We start from the raw sequence: 17173 nt of genomic DNA on the forward strand, positions 1-17173 counted from the left end.
TATCTTCCAGATGCCACGAGAGACTTGTCTTGCAGATCACGACACCAAACGCCGATCCGGTTGCCCTCGAGGACGGAGAGCGCTGCCCTGTTAACGGCTGCGACGGCACCGTCGTGCTGGTCCGCGAAGGCGACTTCGCCTGTCACATCGCGCCGCCCTGCCCCGCCTGCACTGAGGCTCATCTGGCTTGCGACGTCTGCGGCGAGGAGCGCCGGCCATGACGGAGCTCGCCTACGTAGGCACCGCCATTGCCTTCACCGGGGTCGGCTTTGTCGTCAGCGCGACCTTTTTCACTCGCCCTTACTGGGATGCGGTCCGCGACCGCGGCGACCTGCTGCTCGCCCTGTTCAATGCCGGGTCCTCGCTGAGGGCAGCCGGCCGCGCCGAGGAAGCCGCTCAGGCCTTCGGAGTTGCCAAGCGAATTCAGGAGACGTCGGCATGCTGATCCGCGTCTCAGGCAAAAGCGATTGGCGGAAGTTCTTCTTCGAAGCGCCGGCCATCACTGTCGATGGACGAACCGTCATCGACGTGATCGAGGCGGACGATGAGGCTGGCTACGTCATTCGCTACATGCGCGACGAGGCCGGCCGGCTGATCGAGGACGGCTACCGCTACAAAACCATCCGCGAGGATGGAGCCGTCCAGATCGTCGGCAGCCGCCGCTGGAGCCCTGACGATGCCAGGGCGGCGGCGCAGACCAAACGCGATCGCCGCGCCATTCGAAATATCGCGCTCCAGCACCGCAATGCCCGGAAGGGAGCGCCGACATGACCGATCTTTCGCTGGATCCGACCACCATCATCGACGATCTCGCATTCCGGGCGGGGTATCTCGAGCGGGCGCATATCCAGACCATTGAGCGGCTGAGAGCACTTGCCGCGCGCGGTGGCGCTACGGCTGATGAATTGCGCCTGGCGATCGCCGGGCTCGCCATCGACACGCACAAGGGACTCGCCGCGCTCCAGGTTGGCGCGGCTGCCCGGATGGCCGCTCGTCACGCCGCGGCCGAGCCGAAGGTGTGCGCGAAGATCCTGCAATTTCCAGCGCCAGCGGCGGAAGCAAAGCCGGAGGCCCTGCCGTCATGACGGAGAGCCCAGCATACATCGTGCGCATTATGCCGGCCGCGTTCGAAACGGAGACCATCAATCCTTGGCACGGTGTCGCCAAGATTGCCGAGCGTCTCGGCGTCAGACCGATTGAGACGCGGGAGCAACCTGGCAGGCCCACCGTCATCGTGAGCGGCGCGGAGTCCGTTCCGCGGCATGGCGGAGCACGCGCTCCGTCTTACGACCTCTTTGAACTCCTCGAAGCCCTGCTGGACCGCCTCGATCGAGTTGAACGGGGGGAGTCATGATCGTGGCATCCCTCCCACCGACTTGGACCCGCCTGATCTTCGCGCCGGCGGCGGAACGCGCCGCGGCCCCACCGGAGGAGCGAGCCGCCTACGACGACTTCGTCAAGCGGCTGATGGCGAACCCCGAAGATTTTGGCTTCCGGCACGAGATCCCCGAGGACGTGGCGGCCGATGACCGCCTCGACACCGCCCTCGCCGCTGAAAATCAGGATTGGGGATAGCCATGGCGCATCCAGGAATGACCCGGTGCACGCCGGACACCTTCGACCTTGATCTCACAGGCGCCTTTGCTGTGATCCTTCGCGCCTACGGCATGACGTTCGAGGGGACAGTCGACGAAGTCGAGGCTCGCGCTTTCCAGATCCTGTGGAAGCCGGCCGAAGGCCGTCCGTATTCCCAGGTCAAACCACGGCTGGCCACGGCGATCGCACTCGCGCGTCGCGACGGCCCCATCGACCTGAGCGCGGTGGCGGCATGACGCTGGAGCGCGCGGTCATTCTAATTCTGCTGGCCTTCGTAATTGCCCTGCTCGCCGGCGGCAACACGGTTGAGGGCTTTGGCATCGGGCTGCTCGTCGGCCTTGTGCTTGGCGCTCCCGTCGGCGCCGCCTTTGTCACTGATCGTCCGAACAAGGAGCCGACCTCGTGATGAGTGCTGTGCGAACATTCGCGCGTGAAGTTGCGGCGTTCCTCGCGATCGCGGCGATGATCTTCGGCTGCATCGTCACGGCGGCGTCGGCGATGGGGGTTGGCCATGGCTGAGCAGGAACGGCGGGTCGAGCTTGATCCATCGGTGCTGACCCGGCTCGGCGCCAACATGGAGACGATCGGCCATGCATGGCAGGCCGACGTCGATGAATTGAACACGGCGCGCGATCAGATCCAGATGCTGAAGCGCGAGCTCGACCAGGCGGATGATCGTGCATCGAACCTTCTGGCCGAGCTCACTGCAAGCCGCTCCGAAGTTCGACAGTTGCTCCAGCGCAATGCCTTCCTCGAGGCTCACACCCAGCGCCTATTCGAGACAGCTCACAATGTCGGTGACAGCATGAAGTCGCTGGCCGAGTCTGCCGTCGATGTCGCGCGCCACGCGCCCGCGGGGGCGCCGATTGGCGCGTTCCCGGTGCGCGCCGACGGCACCACGGCGCCGCGGCCCACTGTGGTCGCGGCGCCGACGGTCTCGGCCCCGACCCAGCCGGCTCAAGCGCGTTCACGCACGCTGGAAGATGTTCGCCGCGAGAAGTTGGCGGCCGACGCCGAGGACGACGGCACCGGCCTGCCGCCAGGCAAACCCGAATTCCTCAGAACCCCACTTCCCACGGTAGGTTTCGCATGACCGCTCAAACGTCGCCGCTCAAGATCCTTTCGCTCGACGTCGAGAACATGCTGCGCGTCCGCGCAGTACGCATCAAGCCGGATGGCAATGTTCTCGAGCTTACCGGACGCAACCGCCAGGGAAAAAGCAGCGTCATCGACGCGCTCTGGGCCGCGCTCGGCGGCGAGAAGATGATTCCGGCGGACCCGGTGCACGACGGCGCCAAGATGGGCACTGTCATCGTCGATATCGGCGACCCTTCGGGCCTGAAGTATCGCGTCACTCGCCGGATCAAGAAGAAGGATGACGGCGACTGGTCGACGAGCCTCACGATCGAGAACGAGGATGGCTTCCGGTCCGACAAGCCTCAGCAGATCCTGAACACCTTGATCGGCGCTCTCAGCTGCGACCCGCTCGACTTCATCAATAAGAAGCCGAAGGAGCAGTTTGACCTTCTCAAGACCTTCGTTGCCGGCGTCGATTTCGAGGCCATCGCGAAGGCCAACGATACAGACTTCGACGAGCGGACGCGCGTCAACCGCGACGCCAAGGCGCTGCGGACGCGCGCTGATGCCATCGTCATCGACGAGACCGCGCCAACCGCGACGGTGAACGAAGCCGCATTGGTGCAGGAACTCGCCCAGGCCGCCGACAAGAACGGCGCTGTGCAGCGTTTCCGTGCGGCTCTGGCCGGGCGCAGGGCTCAGGCGGAACAGCACGACACCATGGCGGATGCCGCCCGGCGTCGGATCAGCGAACTCCAATCCGAGATCGCAAAGCTGACCGAGCAGGCCGACCTGGCCGAAAACGTGGCAAGCGAACTGCGCCTCGAGATCAGCGAGGCCGGTGATGAGCCGCCGTCCGCCGACACGAACGATCTGCAGGCTCAGATCACGGCAGCGCGCGACACCAACGCCAAGGTGGCGGCGGCAGCCCGCGCTCGGACCGAGAAGGAACGCTTGACCAGCGAGGCCGCGGACCTCGAGGCGAAGTCCGATGCGCTGAGCAAAGCGATCGCCGCCCGCGAGGCTGAGAAGCAGGAGGCGGTTGCGCGCGCCGAGATGCCGGTGCCGGGCTTGACGTTCGGCGACGGCGTCATCCTGCTGGATGGCCACCCGCTCGCACAGGCCAGCCAGGCACAGAAGCTCAGTCTCGCCGTCGCGATCGCGATGAAGCTGCAGCCGCGGCTCCGCTTCCTGACGACCAAGCATGCCGCGCTGCTGGATGACGAGTCCTGGGCAGCTCTCGCGCGGCTCGCCGACGAGCAGGATCTGCTCGTGATCGCGGAGACCGTCAATTCCAACCGGCCGACAGCCGTGGTCATCGAAGACGGCCACGTCCGCGGCGCCAGACAGCAAGCCGCGGAGTGACCAGACCATGTTCGACACGCTTCTCCGTTTCTTCCGCCCTTCCCGCTCTTCGCCCTGGGATTCTGCTCCGCCCTGGGCGCTGCAACTGAAGCACATGCTGGAGCGAGTTTTGACCAAAGAGGACCAACAGATGTCTGCGCAGCAAGACCTCAACGCCGCCGTCGGCGTACTCGTGAACGGCTACAATGACCTGCATACCGCGCTCGTGCCGGCTCTGCAGATCATTGCCGACAACGCCAACGGAAACGCCGCGATCATTCAGCAGATCGCCAACATCCAGGGCGTCTCCCAGAAGATGGCGCTGGATGCCGCCGCTCTGACCGCCGCGATTCCCGCCGCGACCACCGTTGCGCCGCCGGCAAATTCCCCCTCGGTCGATACCGGCGGCACTCAGGCCGATGTCGCGCCGCCGTCGATCGACGTTCCGCCCGTCACCGCGCCGGACGCGGCGCCGCCGACCGCCGACAACTCCGGTTCCTGACCGGAAGACGGCTCCTCCCCAACTTGCCGCGCGGGTTTGAGCTCGCGCGGCCCCCTTTCCAGGCCATTCCTGATTGCGAGATTCCCGCGTGCCCCTCACCAAGGTCGAAATTCACGTCGAGACGAGGCCGTCAAATCGCGTCCTCAACCTGCTCTGTCAGATCCTCTTTTGGGTGCTTCTGATCGGATCAATTGCGGTCTCGCGTCTATACCTCGGCGGCTCGTTTATCGTTGAGGTGCTGGCCACGATCTTCGCGCTTGTCGTCCTAGTGCATATCGCCAAGAAGCATTCCGGCGCAGAGATCACGATGTCAGTCTCCGAAGTTGAGGCGTGGATCCGCGACGGAGCTCCAACCGACGTCAAGGAATGGATGGCAGCCAGGTCGGCGAAGGTCGTCGGGGGGCGGTCATGAGCGCTCTCGTTACGGCGCCGATCGGCGACAACGTGACCCGCTTCGAGCCAGGCATTCACTTCGGTGTGCCGGAGGATCAGTACCACGCCGACGAATCCCTCGGATCTACGAAGCTGAAAGAGCTCGTCATTGATCCGATTGAGTACCAGCACAGCCGCCTGCACGGCGCCGAGCAGAAAGAGACGTTCCAGCTGAAATGGGGCCGCGCGATCCACTGCCGCGCGCTCGAGGGAAAGCAGTTCCTGTGCGAGCGCTTCCCGATCGCTCCATCCCTGGCCGACTATCCCAATGCGCTCGTGACAATGGATCACCTGCGCGAGCACGCTAAGAAGCTCGGCCTGACCAAGGTCGGCAACACCAAGGCTTGGGTCGCCACCGCCATCCGCGAGTTTGATCAAACCATCCCGATCTGGGACGAGATCATGGCGCGGTTCGAAACCGAGCATGCCGGCAAGACTATCATCCCGCGTGAAGCGATCGAGCACATCGAGCGTGCCGTGGAATGGATGCAGCGGGAGCCGAAACTGGCGCCTGTCATGGAGGACGGCACCTTCACCGCCGGCGCCTCCGAGGTCTCAATCTTCTATGTCGACAACGGCGTCCGGCTCAAAGCGCGCATCGACCATCTACTTGCCCATGCCGTCGTCGACTTGAAGTCGTTCCGTCCGTTTCTTCAGGAGCGGCTGAGGGAGGCGGCGAAGAAGGCGATCTCGCGCATGCGGTACGACCTTCAGGCTGCGGCGTATGTCCGCGCGTTGAGGGCCGCGGCCAAACTGTACGCCGAGGACAAGGTGTTCAATTGCCCCTACCCACCCGATTTTCTTCGGTCGGTGTTTGCATCTCTGGCCGTCGCCGAGCGCGATCCGCATTCGGCCGAGGCGTTGAAATGGGTCTGGGTCTTGATCAAGGCCTCCGGCGCGCCGCAGCCCGTCGTCGCCGAATTCGATCTTGGCAGCATGATCTTCCGCCAAGCAGCCGTCGATATCGACGACGCCATCAAGAACTACCGCCTCTACGTCGAGAAATTCGGCCTGGATCAGGACTGGGTGCCTGAGATCCCGGCCGAGATGTGGGGCGATACCGATTTCCCGTCATGGGCTTTCCAGTGAGGTAAACAATGAACGAAATCGTCGACACCAACAACGACAGCAACCTCGACTCGGGCGACAGCGCCGGCATGCTGATGATGACGGCGGGCGGCATGACCGCCGTGGCGCGTGCCGAAATCGATATGCAGATTTCCACGGCGCGGGCCTATCCGCGCCGGCCGAGCCAGGTTCGCAAAGCGCTGGTCGAGCTCGTCACTTTGGACGATGCAGCGGCAGAAGAAGCCATGTACGCCCTTCCCCGCGCCGGCAAGCCGGTAACGGGCCCATCGATCCGCTTCGCTGAAGCAGTCAAGCAGGCGTGGGGCAACTGCCGTGCAAGCGTCGAGGTCAGCGAGGTCAACAAAGAACTGAAGTACGTGGAAGCCGTCGGCATCTTCCACGACCTCGAGACAAATACGGTCACCCGCATCCCGCATCGACGTCGCATCTCCGGCCGCAATGGAAGGCTATTTCCGGACGACATGATCATGGTGACCTCGAACGCAGCGTCGTCGGTTGCCATGCGTGAAGCGATTCTCAAAGGCGTGCCGAAGCCGGTCTGGCGTGCGGCCTATGAAGCTGTCGTCAAGGTCATCTCTGGCGACGTTATGACTCTGGCCGAGAACCGCGAGAAGGCCATCAAGGCATTTGCAATCTACGGCGTGAAGCCGGAGCAGGTCTTCACGGCGATCGGTGTACTCGGCGTTGACGACATCACGCTCGAGCACATCACGGTCATGCGCGGCATGTTCTCCGCCCTGAAGAACGGAGAGGAGACGGTCGAGTCCATGTTCGCGAAGCGCGAAAAGGAACTCGACCCGAACTTCAATCCACTGGTGAAGAAGGACGCCGGCGGCCCCGAGCAGCAACAGGGTGCTGCCGCGAATGAGCCCGCCGGCGGCGAAGAGAACCAATCAGACAAAAACCAGGCCGGTGGCAAGCCGGCCCAGACTTCCGCCGCGGCGGAGGCAGCGCATCCATCTCGCCATGCGGCAGGACATCAACCTGCGGCCGGATCGGACAGCGCTGCCGCCACGGCGCAGACATCGGCGAAGCCAGCCCCCGCCGATGAAGGGACGAGCCAGGAGCGCACCGCCAGTGGCTCGTCCCAACCTGATTTGCTGTCCAACCCAACCTCCGCCCAGGACGGCAAACCGCAGCCGGGTCTCCCCCAGGGCTCGGCGGCAGACGGAGCGGGCGCGACCCGTGGCAATGGCATCGCGTCCGCTCCCGATCAGCTTCGCTCCTACCACAAGGCTCTCGCCACCATCGAGAACGGCGGGCCGCCAAAACTCGGGAAGATGTCACTCGCCTGGTACGAGAAGAACGGCAAGGACACGGCGTTCGATGAGGCCAGCCACCCGAAGGCCAAGTCCATTCTTGCGGTTCATACCGAGCGCCTGACTGGCTCGATCGATGTCGCGGCCTGCAACAAGAAGGTCGAGGAGATCATCGCCCGATGACGATCCTCGATCGCCCGCCGCCGGACTGGAAGCGCCCGACGACGCCTTGCAGGGTCAAGCTGCAGGTGCTGATCAACCAGGGCGGCCGGAGCAAGATAAACAACGAGCGTCTCGGCACAGTCGAGAACACTCATTTCGATCACCGGCCGGCGCTGGAGGCGCGCAAGTTCGACACGGAAAGGTGGGACACGATCCCGCCGGCGAACGATCCGGAGCACATCGACGCGATCACGCTCAAGCAGCACGACGTCCGGACCAACGGGCCCGGCGGCACGAAGCGCATCACGACGCGCGGCTCCGACACCGGCGAACGAGCTCGAACGCGCAACATCGCGCGCAGCCACGCCGATCATCAGGACGTCATGACGGCGAAGATCACGGGGCAACCGCGGCCCGAGCCGAGCAAGCCAAAACGCAAACTTATGGGTCGGTCGTCGTTCCCGAAGCGCCAATCGAGGAAATTTGGATGAACTCTCCCACGCTAGAATTCCACACCGCAGCCGACATGACGGCGCACTACCGTGCGGTCCGCGCCCGGCTGCCAGTCGTCATTCCGCAGTGGCGTCGGGATCTGCTGGCCCTGCCCCAGCCTGGCGTCCTCATGCTGCCGGCGACGACCTCGTTCGCGACGGTCGAGGATATCGTCCCGTCGCAGTCCCATCGCGCTCCGGCTGAGGTAGCCAGGCTGAGTGCCGAGGCCGAGCGTGTCGCGGTCCGCCGGTCCATTGCCCGGTATTTTGCCCTGCTCGGTCGGCTTTCGCGAACAGAACGTCGGATCGGCGTGGTGAAGCTGGCCGTCGGCCAAGCTTTCAAGGTCAGCCAGGACGGCTTCACCCACCATTCTCGCCGGCACGGCGTCACCCGCATCCGACAGATCGCAATGTGTCTCGGGAAGATGCTGACGCCGACCAGTCACAACGAGATCGGCCGTTCCTTCGGCGGTCGCGACCACACCACGGTGCTGCATGCCTACCGGAAGTTTCTGCCGCTGGTCACGGACGTCCTAGCCGAAATGTACGACGGCCAGTCCTGCCCGATCGAGGTCGAGCAATGATGGCGGCCGCTGAACAGACGACGCCAAGCGTACAGCCGCGAATTCTGCGGCGACGCGTGATGCATCTTCGCGCAACTGGGGGATCCACATACGGCGACGAGATGCTCGACGAGCAGCAGAACGTCATTGGGTATCGCTCCAGTTGGGTCGGCACCGGCAAGAACGAAGGAAAGTCCAAAGAGATCTTCACCCTGAAGGGCGACGGCACCGAGCCGGCGCCGGAGTTCACAGACTTCGCGTCCTTCCGAGACGCCTACGTGAATCTGCTGGAGCAGCGGCGGCGCGACAAGGAATGGAACGATGCCGCTCCGAAGGAGCAAGTCCGATGACCGATATCGAGTGGGCAAAAAACGTCGACGGCTCGCGGGGGAAGACTTGGAACCCGGTGGTCGGTTGCACGATCAAATCGCCGGGCTGCATCAATTGTTATGCCATGAGGTTGGCGTGGCGCCTGATCGCCATGGGCCAGGACCGCTACAAGGGCACCGTCAAGAAGGTCAGGGGCAGAGCCGTCTGGACCGGCAAGCTTGCGCAGGCCCCAGAGGAGACCATCCTCGAGCCGTTGCGGCGGAAGAAGCCCACGACCTATTTCGTCAACTCGATGTCTGACCTCTTCCATGAGGATATGCCCGACGACTGGATCGACCTCGTCTTCGCCGTCATGGCGCTGTCGCCGCAGCATACTTTCCAGGTCTTGACGAAGCGATCGGCGCGGATGCGGGCGTATTTCCAGCGCCCCGACCTCTATCGCCGCATACTCTTCTTCGCGGACAATACCCTGCGTGCCTGGCGCCCGGAGCTCAGGAGGATTGGCATCGACGATCCGAAGCGCTCACCATTGAAGAACGTCTGGCTCGGCGTTTCGACGGAGCGGCAGGAAGAAGCAAACGAGCGGATCCCCGACCTGCTCGCTACACCGGCGGCCGTTCGGTTCATCTCGGCGGAGCCGCTTCTCGGCCCGATCGACCTTCGGCAGATTATCCGCGAGGGCATCAACGGTGCCTTTGTCGACAATGCCTTGGATGGCTTCGTCTCCAACGGCTACGGCGGATCCTATGGTCCGAAGCTGGACTGGGTGATCGTGGGCGGCGAGTCCGGCAAGGAATCTAGACCCATGCATCCGGATTGGGCGCGTGCGCTGCGTGATCAGTGCACCACCACCGGCGTGGCCTTCTTCTTCAAGCAGTGGGGGACTTGGGCGCCGGTCGACTGGGTGCACGCCCGCAGCACAGGAGCATTGCTGCGGCCGGATGGGCACGTCTGCCGCGACCGATCGCAGCTGGCTCCCTCCGGCAACTATGAGATGGCCCGCCTCGGCAAGGCGCGCGCTGGACGACTGTTGGATGGCATCACGCACGGCGAAATGCCGAGGAGAGCAGCATGAAGCCCGAGTTCATCACCTTCACTGGCATCGATAACTGGACCGAGCTCTACGACATCCACACGCTGTCCCTGAAGTATCCCGTTGAATTCGGGATCTTGTTCAGCCCGAAGCGCCAGGGGAACGATCACCGCTACCCCGATGGCGACGCGCTGTCCCGATTCATGTGGAGCAACCTCCGGCTCTCCGCGCATCTCTGTGGTGCCTATAGCGACGCCATCATGGACGGCCAGCCGATCGAGTGCCCGCCGGTAGACTTCGGCTATTTCAGGCGCATTCAGGTCAACCACGCCGATCCAAAGCCGGCACGCATCATCAAATTCCGGAACGGTTGGGGAAAGATGCGTGGCATCGCGCAGACGCGGGTCGACGCTTTCCCAACCGACACCTCCGTGGACTGGCTGTTCGACCGCAGCGGTGGCACGGGCGCAGCTCCCACAGCCTGGCCGATGCATCCCGGCGGCGATCGGCTCGTCGGGTATGCCGGCGGCATCTCCCCGGACAACATCACCGGCGTCATGACGGTGCTCGAGCAGATGCCGGGTCGGTACTGGATCGATATGGAGAGCGGGGTCCGCACCGACGACCGGTTCGACATCGCGAAGTGCCGCGCGGTTTGCGAGGCGGTGTTCGGCAAATGAAGGACATTCCGGTCATTTTCAGCGGCGGCATGGTCAGGGCCATGCTCGACGACCTCAAGACGATGACGCGCCGGCTCGCGTACTTGGAGCGCAAGACGCGGAAGCCGGCGCTCGGAGAGAGCCTGACCTATCTTGCCCGTTCGCCATGGCAGGACGTGAAGATTGGTGACCGCCTCTGGGTGCGCGAGAGCTGGAAGCCGCATTCGCTTTATGCCGGCATGAAGCCCAAAGACATGCCGCAGGCGAAGGTGTTCTACCTCGCAGACCGAAAGTACGAGCCGAGCAACGTCCCCGGAATTCCCTCGATCCACATGCCACGCTGGGCTTCGCGCATCACACTCATCGTGACCGCCACGAAGGTCGAGCCGCTGCAGAGCATCAGCGAAGACGATGCGCTTGCTGAGGGCGTCCAGAAGCACGGCGAGCGCGATTTCTGGGCCGGCGAGAACCGCGGCACCGACGCGGTCGCAGCCTTCTCCGCCCTTTGGTGGACACTGCATGGCATCGGATCGTGGAACGCAAACCCCGAAGTCGTCGCCCTCACCTTCAAAGTCATAAAGGCCAACATCGACGCCCTGGAGGCACGCGCAGCATGACCGAGACCGCTCCAATCTGTTGCGGCGCCGCCACCCGCCTGACGACCGGTAGTGAGATCTATCCGCACCGGCGCAACCTGCACTGGAAGCACTTCTACAAGTGCGACCACTGCAAGAGCTATTGCGGCTGCCATCCCGGCACCACGAAGAGTCTCGGCACGCCGGCGAACGCCGCCACCCGCGCTGCGCGATCGAACCTGCACGATAACGTATTTGATCCGATCTGGAAGGGCGCGCTGGCGTCCGGCCAATACGCGCCGGAGGACCACCAGGCCGAGAACAAGATCAAGAAGGCCGCGCGGTCCCGTCTCTACCGTTATCTCGCGCACCACCTCGGCATCGATCGCGATGCCTGCCACTTCGGCATGTTCACGCTGGAACAGTGCAAGCGCGCGACGGAGATCCTGACCGGGCTGACCTATCGAGCGGTCCGGGATTGGCATTACGCACAGGTCAAGCAGAACAGCAAGGCGGAGACCACCCATGGCTGACGTCACAGGGCCTATCTCCACCCTTCCCGGCTCCGGGCACCGTCTGCCGGACGGCACTATGTGCGACCGGCACTCAGACCGGCCGGCTGTCGCTCGCATTCAAGGCGAGACCGACTCCTTCGGCTCGGAGATGAATGATCTCTGCCAAGGATGCCTTGGGGCGCACCGCTCTTATGCACGATCGCCGGAGGCGCGGTCCGGTCGGTGTGACTGGTGCAAGCAGAGCGCAACGGACCTGCGCAACGCCCGCGACATCGACGAGGGCTCCGCAGGACCGGTCTATCGCATCTGCGGCGCCTGCCACCAGAAGCAGCACGAGGCAATCCAGGAGGAATTGCGCCAGCACGAACACGACTTCCCTTGGGACGACGGCGACTACGATGAATACGACTGAAAGCAGATCGACATTGGTGCCAAGCGAGGTCGTCACGGCCCTGAGCCTGCTCAACTGCCACGCCCGCGACCACGGCTGCGGGCGCGACGCGATCTACCATCACAAGGGCCTCGTGGCGATGACCTACGCTGCGGTGGGCCAAGCTAATGCGCGGCCGGTCGGCGTGATGGCGAAGTGCCACAATTGCTTCGGAACCAGAAAATTCTACTGCCAGTACAACGGCCAGACCGAGGAGTGGTGCCGGACCTGCGCGCGCACCGGATACGTATTCCTGCGATTCACGGAGACGACGATCCAAGGCCACGGCTGGCACCATCCGTGGGTCACGGTAGGCGAAGAGATCTATCGCAAGTCCAGCGCGGCGACGGCCACGCAATACGATGCCGCGACCCGATCGTTGTGGGTGACGAAGCCGGACCAACAGCCCAAGAACATCGCCTTTGGCTCCGTCGGCGATTGGAAACCGAACATCCCTGGCGAGAAGCTTGTCGGCGAGCGCGCCGCCGCACTGCTCAACTTAGTCGAGGACTGGCTGTTTTCGGACGAACTACGGGTTGAGCCGGCTCTTCGCTGGCGGCTCGAGCAGGCCCAACGCGCCGCGGTTGAATACAGCCTCGCCCTTGGCTCGCTCGGCGATCGCTGCCACTATTGCGGCGATCAATCTCGATCTGGCCAGGGTCACTACAAGAAGCCGTTCCAATGGACGGTCCGATGCTGCGAGGTCCATCAGAAGATGGACGTTGCGACATGGGATTGCGCCGTCCCGTCTACAGCGCTCACGCCGGCCGTCTTGAAATGGGCTGAGCGCCGCTGCTGGTCGGTGGAGCGGTCTGGAGCGTCGCCATGAGCAGGTCTCGCTCGCAGGAGCCTGATTACGACCGCGACCGGTTCGTTAGCGACCCATCGTATCGCGACGGCGTGAGCGACGGCGTCATTTTCATGGCTGCATCGGAGGAAAGAGAAAGAGCGCGGAGAGCAAAGGAGAACTGGGCTCGGTGGGAGGAAATGCTTCGCTCCCGACTGTTCGGTTGGGATGGCGAAAGCTGGATCTGCTACTTCTGGCGCACCGGTTGGGACCATTTCTCTTTCGGGCTCCACATCTGTTTCGGAGCGCCGAACATCGAGATCCATCTCCCGTTCGGCTTTCTCAGGATCGGCCGGCGGACTGATCGACGCGAGCGGCGAGCAGTGAAGGAGGCGGCGGATGCATAGCGCCCCTCTCTTTGCCGGCATCGGCGGCCACCAAACTCCGCGGCGCGGCCGCACGGACAACTGGCTGACTCCGCCTTGGCTGCTGCGCATGCTCGGCGGCTGGGAATCCTTCGACTTGGATCCGAGTGCGATGGTCGACCAGCCGTGGCCGACTGCCCGCCGCCACTACACGATTGCCGACAACGGGCTGCTCCTGCCTTGGGAAGGCGACGTCTGGCTCAACCCGCCCTATCTGCGCGGGCTGCTCGGCCGCTTCATGGCGCGAATGGCGGCGCACGGCCGCGGCATCGCGTTGATCTTCGCCAGGACGGAGACAACGACATTCTTCCGCTACGTCTGGGAGCGCGCCACCGCGGTTCTGTTCCCGCGCGGCCGGATCGACTTCTGCACGCCAGATGGTGGCACCGCCGGCGACTCCGGCGCGCCGTCGGTTCTCTGCGCCTATGGCGATCGACATGCCGCGGTGCTGGCTTCCGTCGATCCCGCCTTCGGTCAGTTCGTGCCGCTGCGGCTGCCGCGGAGCGTGGTCGTCCTGGCGCTGGCGACCACCTGGCGCGACGTTATCGCGGACTGGCTGCGCGCGCAACGCGGTCCCGTTGCCCTCGCCGATATCTACCGCGCATTCGCGTCTCACCCGAAGGCCGCGGCCAACCCGAATTACCAGGCCAAGATCCGGCAGGTGCTCCAGCTGGGCGCCGGCGTACGGGTCGGCCGTGGACAATGGAGCGCAACATGATCATTCGCCCCTGCGACGTCGAAACGACCGGATTGGACGAACGAGCCGAAGTGATCGAGATCGGCGCGCACGACATCCGCGACGGCAAGCTCTATTCGCTGCCGCGACGTACCTTCGTGAAGCCGGCGGCGCCCATTCCGCCGAGCTCGTCTGGCATTCACCACATCACGGACGCCGACGTCGCGGATGCGCCAGCGTGGAACACCGCCTGGCGGATCCTCGTCGAGATGGAGGATGATGGCGAGGAGCTGAAATTCGCGGCGCATATGGCGTCCTACGAGAGGCAATTCCTCGACCCGCTCATCAAGGCGCACTGGATCTGCACATGGAAGTGCAGCTTGCGACAGTGGCCCGATCTCGACAGCCACTCTCTCCAAGCGCTGCGCTATGCGCTCAAGCTGGAGCCCGCCGACCCGACGCTTGCGATGCCGCCGCACCGTGCCGCGCCGGACGCCTATGTCTGCGGGCTCCTGGTGCTCGAACTCCTGAAACATCAGACCGTGGAAACGCTGGTGCAGTGGAGCAACGAACCGGCTGTCTTCACGAAATTCGACTTCGGGCAGTTCGACGGCAAGCCACTATCGGCTGCCGATGACGGCTACATGGATTGGCTCGCCAACAAAGACCACAAGATGGGAGAGGATTGGCGCTGGAACGCTCGCCGCGAGATCGAGCGGCGCGGTACCGTCAAGCGGAAACAAGCCTTGGATCTCCTGCTGCCCGCGATCGCCGGCGCCGCCACCGTCGCCGATCTCGAGAACTGGTACCACGGGTCGGGCCCCTATCTGGCCAAGCATGCCATCCTGATCGGCTCGCCCGAGTACGACACGCTGATCCAAGCCTGCGCGGCCCGGAAGAAGGCCCTGATCGAAGGCGGCCAGCCGCAATTCGGGGCGACGTCATGAACGCGGCGCTCCACAATCCGGGCGGCAAGGTCAAGCTGCGGCTCGCCGATGGCGTCGCCGGTGACGCCATGTTCTGGGGCGAGAACGATTGCTATCGGCCGATGCTGACCCGCAAGTGGGTGAACCTGTTTACTGCTGGCACTAGGCTGCCGAACAACTTCGTCCTTTGGATTGGCATGAACCCGTCGGCCGCCGATGCCAACGTCGACGACCCCACCATGAACAAGGTGATCGACTTCTCGATGGAGTGGGGTTTCGACGGCCTCGCCATGATGAACGTCTGCGACTACCGCGCAACCGAACCCGCCGCGCTTCTCAAGCCCGGTGTAGCACCGCGGAGCAAGGGCAATCTGCCGCTTATCCGCGACACCGCGAAGCAAGCCGCCAGGATCGTCTGCGCCTGGGGCAACCTTCACCGCAACCTCGTGCATTTCGCGGTGGATGCCGAAGACGCTTTGCGTCGTGACGGACACGAAATGTGGTGTCTGGGTCTTAACAAAGGCGGCACGCCAAAGCACCCGCTCTACGTCAGAGGCGACACGCCCCTCATTCGTTTTAAGGAGGTTCCTCTATGACTTTCGTATTCCCGCGCGCCGTTTTGGAGCAGCACACTGCGTTCCTAGGCAAGACGGGCTCGGGCAAGACATCCACGGCGAAGCTCGCGGTCGAGCAGATCCTGACCGCCAACCCGGCCGCTCGAGTCTGCGTCCTCGACCCCATCAAGTCGGATTGGTGGGGCATGACGTCGAGCGCCGACGGTCAACGGCCCGGCCTGCCGTTCTACATCCTCGGCGGTCCGCGCGGTCATGTCCCACTGCATGACTCTGCCGGCAAGGCGATCGGCGAGCTCGTCGCCACCGGCGATCTTCCGCTGTCAATCATCGACATGGCGGACTTCAACGCTGGCGGACTCCAGAAATTCTTCAATGACTTCGCCCCTGCCCTGATGAAGCGGATGCGCGGCGTCGTCTATCTCGTGATCGAGGAAGCGCATGAATTCGCACCGAAGGAGCGCGCCGGCATCGGTGCCGAGAACCTCGCGATCCACAACGCTAAGAAGCTGGCCACTGCCGGCCGTTCGAAGGGTATCCGCCTAATGGTGGTGACCCAGCGCACCCAGGCGCTGCACAACGCCGTGCTCGGCAGCTGCGACACCATGATCGCGCACCGCCTCACGGCACCGGCCGATCAGGATCCAGTCAAGAAATGGCTAAAGGCCAACGTCGACAAGGCGACCTTTGAGCGGGTTTCGTCGTCCCTCGCCTCGCTGAAGACGGGCACCGGCTGGATTTGCTCCGGTGAGGCGCAGGTCGCCGACCTGGTGCAGTTTCCGAAGATCTCCAGCTTCGACAATTCCGCGACACCGACGGACGGCGACGCCGAATTGCAGGTGAAGACCGCGGCGGTCGATCGCGATCGGCTGCGCGCCATCATCGGAGACGCTGTCAGGCTGGCGGAGGAGAATGATGTACCGCGGCTGCGGGCCGAGATCGCGCGGCTCGAGTCCCAACTCGGCGCGGCCGCTGGGGCTGGGCCGCAGGCGATCGCTGCGGCGCGCGAGGAAGGCTTCGAGCGCGCGCGGCGAGAGGCGAGCGCAGATCTCGCCGCCCGTATCGGCCATGTGGGCATGGAGTTTCAAGCCGCGCTGCACGAACTCGAGGGGCGCTTCATCACTTCGCTCAGCACGATCCGGATCGAAGTCGTGGACACCTTCGCTAAGACTGACACGCCCGTCAGCCCGGTGTCGCCGGCGCGCGCTTCACCGCCCGCGCAGAAGCCGCAGAACCCCAACGCAACCGGCAACCTTCCGGGCCCCCAGCAGCGTATCCTGAATTCGCTGGCGACTTGGGCCAAGATGGGCCACGACGCCCCGGCCAACGCGCAGGTGGCATGGCTCGCGGGATACAGCCCGACTTCGTCATCATACGCGAATCCGCGAAGCGGGCTGAAGACTGCAGGCCTAATCGATTATCCGCGCCCCGATTGCCTGACGATCACGCCGGCCGGTCGCGCCGCGGCCAATCCGATCAAGCTGACCGGCTCGCTGCTCGATTTTGTCCTCGGCAACCTGGGCGGCCCGGAGAGTAGGATCTTGGGCGCGATCGCCGCGCATTATCCGAAAGCGATCCCGAACGCGAAGGCCGCGGAAGGCGCGCAATACTCGGCGACCTCGAGCAGCTACGCCAACCCACGGAGCGCGCTGCGCACCAAGGATCTCATCACCTATCCCGAGAAGGACCACGTCCGCGCGGCGGACTGGCTCTTTGCGTCTTGAAGGAAG

Annotated in this window: 28 protein-coding genes; all 28 read left to right on the forward strand. The window is 64.2% G+C overall.

The annotated features are described in order from the left end of the window. The first annotated feature begins 29 nt into the window (after positions 1 to 29). Entirely contained in the window at positions 30 to 221 is a 192-nt protein-coding gene (locus tag ACVW1C_RS00885; protein ID WP_456756765.1) for a hypothetical protein, read from the forward strand. Next, entirely contained in the window at positions 218 to 445 is a 228-nt protein-coding gene (locus tag ACVW1C_RS00890) for a hypothetical protein (protein ID WP_456756766.1), read from the forward strand. The genes ACVW1C_RS00885 and ACVW1C_RS00890 overlap by 4 nt, the downstream gene beginning before the upstream one ends. Continuing rightward, positions 439 to 771 carry a hypothetical protein gene (locus ACVW1C_RS00895; RefSeq protein WP_456756767.1) on the forward strand — a complete coding sequence of 111 codons (333 nt, stop codon included), beginning with the start codon at positions 439 to 441 and terminating at the stop codon, positions 769 to 771. Before ACVW1C_RS00890 ends, ACVW1C_RS00895 begins: the two co-directional genes overlap by 7 nt. Beyond that, complete coding sequence (locus ACVW1C_RS00900) at positions 768 to 1085, forward strand: hypothetical protein (RefSeq protein WP_456756768.1); 318 nt, start codon at positions 768 to 770, stop codon at positions 1083 to 1085. Before ACVW1C_RS00895 ends, ACVW1C_RS00900 begins: the two co-directional genes overlap by 4 nt. Continuing rightward, positions 1082 to 1354, forward strand: a complete 273-nt coding sequence (locus ACVW1C_RS00905; RefSeq protein ID WP_456756769.1) for a hypothetical protein — start codon at positions 1082 to 1084, stop codon at positions 1352 to 1354. The genes ACVW1C_RS00900 and ACVW1C_RS00905 overlap by 4 nt, the downstream gene beginning before the upstream one ends. Then, entirely contained in the window at positions 1351 to 1575 is a 225-nt protein-coding gene (locus tag ACVW1C_RS00910; RefSeq protein ID WP_456756770.1) for a hypothetical protein, read from the forward strand. The genes ACVW1C_RS00905 and ACVW1C_RS00910 overlap by 4 nt, the downstream gene beginning before the upstream one ends. Before the next feature lie 2 nt (positions 1576 to 1577). After that, the gene (locus ACVW1C_RS00915; protein ID WP_092114203.1) at positions 1578 to 1832 is read left to right on the forward strand and encodes a hypothetical protein; all 255 of its coding nucleotides are present in this window, start codon (positions 1578 to 1580) and stop codon (positions 1830 to 1832) included. Further along, positions 1829 to 2002 (forward strand): hypothetical protein, encoded by a 174-nt coding sequence (locus ACVW1C_RS00920; protein WP_456756771.1) that lies wholly within the window; start codon positions 1829 to 1831, stop codon positions 2000 to 2002. Before ACVW1C_RS00915 ends, ACVW1C_RS00920 begins: the two co-directional genes overlap by 4 nt. A 99-nt stretch (positions 2003 to 2101) precedes the next feature. Further along, a complete protein-coding gene (locus ACVW1C_RS00925; RefSeq protein ID WP_456756772.1) occupies positions 2102 to 2689 on the forward strand; it encodes a hypothetical protein in 588 nt (195 codons plus the stop codon). Continuing rightward, positions 2686 to 4038: an AAA family ATPase gene (locus tag ACVW1C_RS00930; RefSeq protein WP_456756773.1), complete on the forward strand. Its 1353-nt coding sequence runs from the start codon at positions 2686 to 2688 to the stop codon at positions 4036 to 4038. The genes ACVW1C_RS00925 and ACVW1C_RS00930 overlap by 4 nt, the downstream gene beginning before the upstream one ends. 7 nt (positions 4039 to 4045) lie before the next feature. After that, on the forward strand, positions 4046 to 4519 hold the full coding sequence (locus ACVW1C_RS00935) for a hypothetical protein (RefSeq protein WP_456756774.1): 474 nt from the start codon (positions 4046 to 4048) through the stop codon (positions 4517 to 4519). Between the two features lie 88 nt (positions 4520 to 4607). Next, positions 4608 to 4931 (forward strand): hypothetical protein, encoded by a 324-nt coding sequence (locus tag ACVW1C_RS00940; RefSeq protein ID WP_456756775.1) that lies wholly within the window; start codon positions 4608 to 4610, stop codon positions 4929 to 4931. Further along, positions 4928 to 6040, forward strand: a complete 1113-nt coding sequence (locus tag ACVW1C_RS00945; protein ID WP_456756776.1) for a PD-(D/E)XK nuclease-like domain-containing protein — start codon at positions 4928 to 4930, stop codon at positions 6038 to 6040. Before ACVW1C_RS00940 ends, ACVW1C_RS00945 begins: the two co-directional genes overlap by 4 nt. Before the next feature lie 8 nt (positions 6041 to 6048). Next, positions 6049 to 7482, forward strand: coding sequence for a hypothetical protein (locus ACVW1C_RS00950; RefSeq protein WP_456756777.1), 1434 nt, complete (start codon positions 6049 to 6051; stop codon positions 7480 to 7482). Further along, complete coding sequence (locus ACVW1C_RS00955; RefSeq protein ID WP_456756778.1) at positions 7479 to 7952, forward strand: hypothetical protein; 474 nt, start codon at positions 7479 to 7481, stop codon at positions 7950 to 7952. Before ACVW1C_RS00950 ends, ACVW1C_RS00955 begins: the two co-directional genes overlap by 4 nt. Before the next feature lie 131 nt (positions 7953 to 8083). Then, complete coding sequence (locus tag ACVW1C_RS00960; protein WP_456762973.1) at positions 8084 to 8536, forward strand: helix-turn-helix domain-containing protein; 453 nt, start codon at positions 8084 to 8086, stop codon at positions 8534 to 8536. After that, the gene (locus tag ACVW1C_RS00965) at positions 8533 to 8865 is read left to right on the forward strand and encodes a hypothetical protein (protein ID WP_456756779.1); all 333 of its coding nucleotides are present in this window, start codon (positions 8533 to 8535) and stop codon (positions 8863 to 8865) included. The genes ACVW1C_RS00960 and ACVW1C_RS00965 overlap by 4 nt, the downstream gene beginning before the upstream one ends. After that, on the forward strand, positions 8862 to 9920 hold the full coding sequence (locus ACVW1C_RS00970) for a phage Gp37/Gp68 family protein (protein WP_456756780.1): 1059 nt from the start codon (positions 8862 to 8864) through the stop codon (positions 9918 to 9920). Before ACVW1C_RS00965 ends, ACVW1C_RS00970 begins: the two co-directional genes overlap by 4 nt. Further along, positions 9917 to 10558, forward strand: coding sequence for a phosphoribosylanthranilate isomerase (locus tag ACVW1C_RS00975; protein ID WP_456756781.1), 642 nt, complete (start codon positions 9917 to 9919; stop codon positions 10556 to 10558). Before ACVW1C_RS00970 ends, ACVW1C_RS00975 begins: the two co-directional genes overlap by 4 nt. Continuing rightward, positions 10555 to 11154, forward strand: a complete 600-nt coding sequence (locus ACVW1C_RS00980) for a hypothetical protein (protein ID WP_456756782.1) — start codon at positions 10555 to 10557, stop codon at positions 11152 to 11154. Before ACVW1C_RS00975 ends, ACVW1C_RS00980 begins: the two co-directional genes overlap by 4 nt. Then, positions 11151 to 11645: a zinc-finger-containing protein gene (locus ACVW1C_RS00985; protein ID WP_456756783.1), complete on the forward strand. Its 495-nt coding sequence runs from the start codon at positions 11151 to 11153 to the stop codon at positions 11643 to 11645. Before ACVW1C_RS00980 ends, ACVW1C_RS00985 begins: the two co-directional genes overlap by 4 nt. Beyond that, positions 11638 to 12039 carry a hypothetical protein gene (locus tag ACVW1C_RS00990; RefSeq protein ID WP_456756784.1) on the forward strand — a complete coding sequence of 134 codons (402 nt, stop codon included), beginning with the start codon at positions 11638 to 11640 and terminating at the stop codon, positions 12037 to 12039. The genes ACVW1C_RS00985 and ACVW1C_RS00990 overlap by 8 nt, the downstream gene beginning before the upstream one ends. A gap of 16 nt (positions 12040 to 12055) precedes the next feature. Next, positions 12056 to 12886: a hypothetical protein gene (locus tag ACVW1C_RS00995; RefSeq protein WP_456756785.1), complete on the forward strand. Its 831-nt coding sequence runs from the start codon at positions 12056 to 12058 to the stop codon at positions 12884 to 12886. Next, the gene (locus ACVW1C_RS01000) at positions 12883 to 13251 is read left to right on the forward strand and encodes a hypothetical protein (RefSeq protein ID WP_456756786.1); all 369 of its coding nucleotides are present in this window, start codon (positions 12883 to 12885) and stop codon (positions 13249 to 13251) included. The genes ACVW1C_RS00995 and ACVW1C_RS01000 overlap by 4 nt, the downstream gene beginning before the upstream one ends. Next, entirely contained in the window at positions 13244 to 13987 is a 744-nt protein-coding gene (locus tag ACVW1C_RS01005; RefSeq protein WP_456756787.1) for a DNA N-6-adenine-methyltransferase, read from the forward strand. Before ACVW1C_RS01000 ends, ACVW1C_RS01005 begins: the two co-directional genes overlap by 8 nt. Beyond that, a complete protein-coding gene (locus ACVW1C_RS01010; protein ID WP_456756788.1) occupies positions 13984 to 14892 on the forward strand; it encodes an exonuclease domain-containing protein in 909 nt (302 codons plus the stop codon). The genes ACVW1C_RS01005 and ACVW1C_RS01010 overlap by 4 nt, the downstream gene beginning before the upstream one ends. Beyond that, positions 14889 to 15467: a DUF1643 domain-containing protein gene (locus tag ACVW1C_RS01015; protein ID WP_456756789.1), complete on the forward strand. Its 579-nt coding sequence runs from the start codon at positions 14889 to 14891 to the stop codon at positions 15465 to 15467. The genes ACVW1C_RS01010 and ACVW1C_RS01015 overlap by 4 nt, the downstream gene beginning before the upstream one ends. After that, positions 15464 to 17167, forward strand: coding sequence for an ATP-binding protein (locus tag ACVW1C_RS01020; protein WP_456756790.1), 1704 nt, complete (start codon positions 15464 to 15466; stop codon positions 17165 to 17167). Before ACVW1C_RS01015 ends, ACVW1C_RS01020 begins: the two co-directional genes overlap by 4 nt. Positions 17168 to 17173: the final 6 nt, after the last annotated feature.

It is taken from the genome of Bradyrhizobium sp. USDA 4011 (assembly GCF_054063415.1).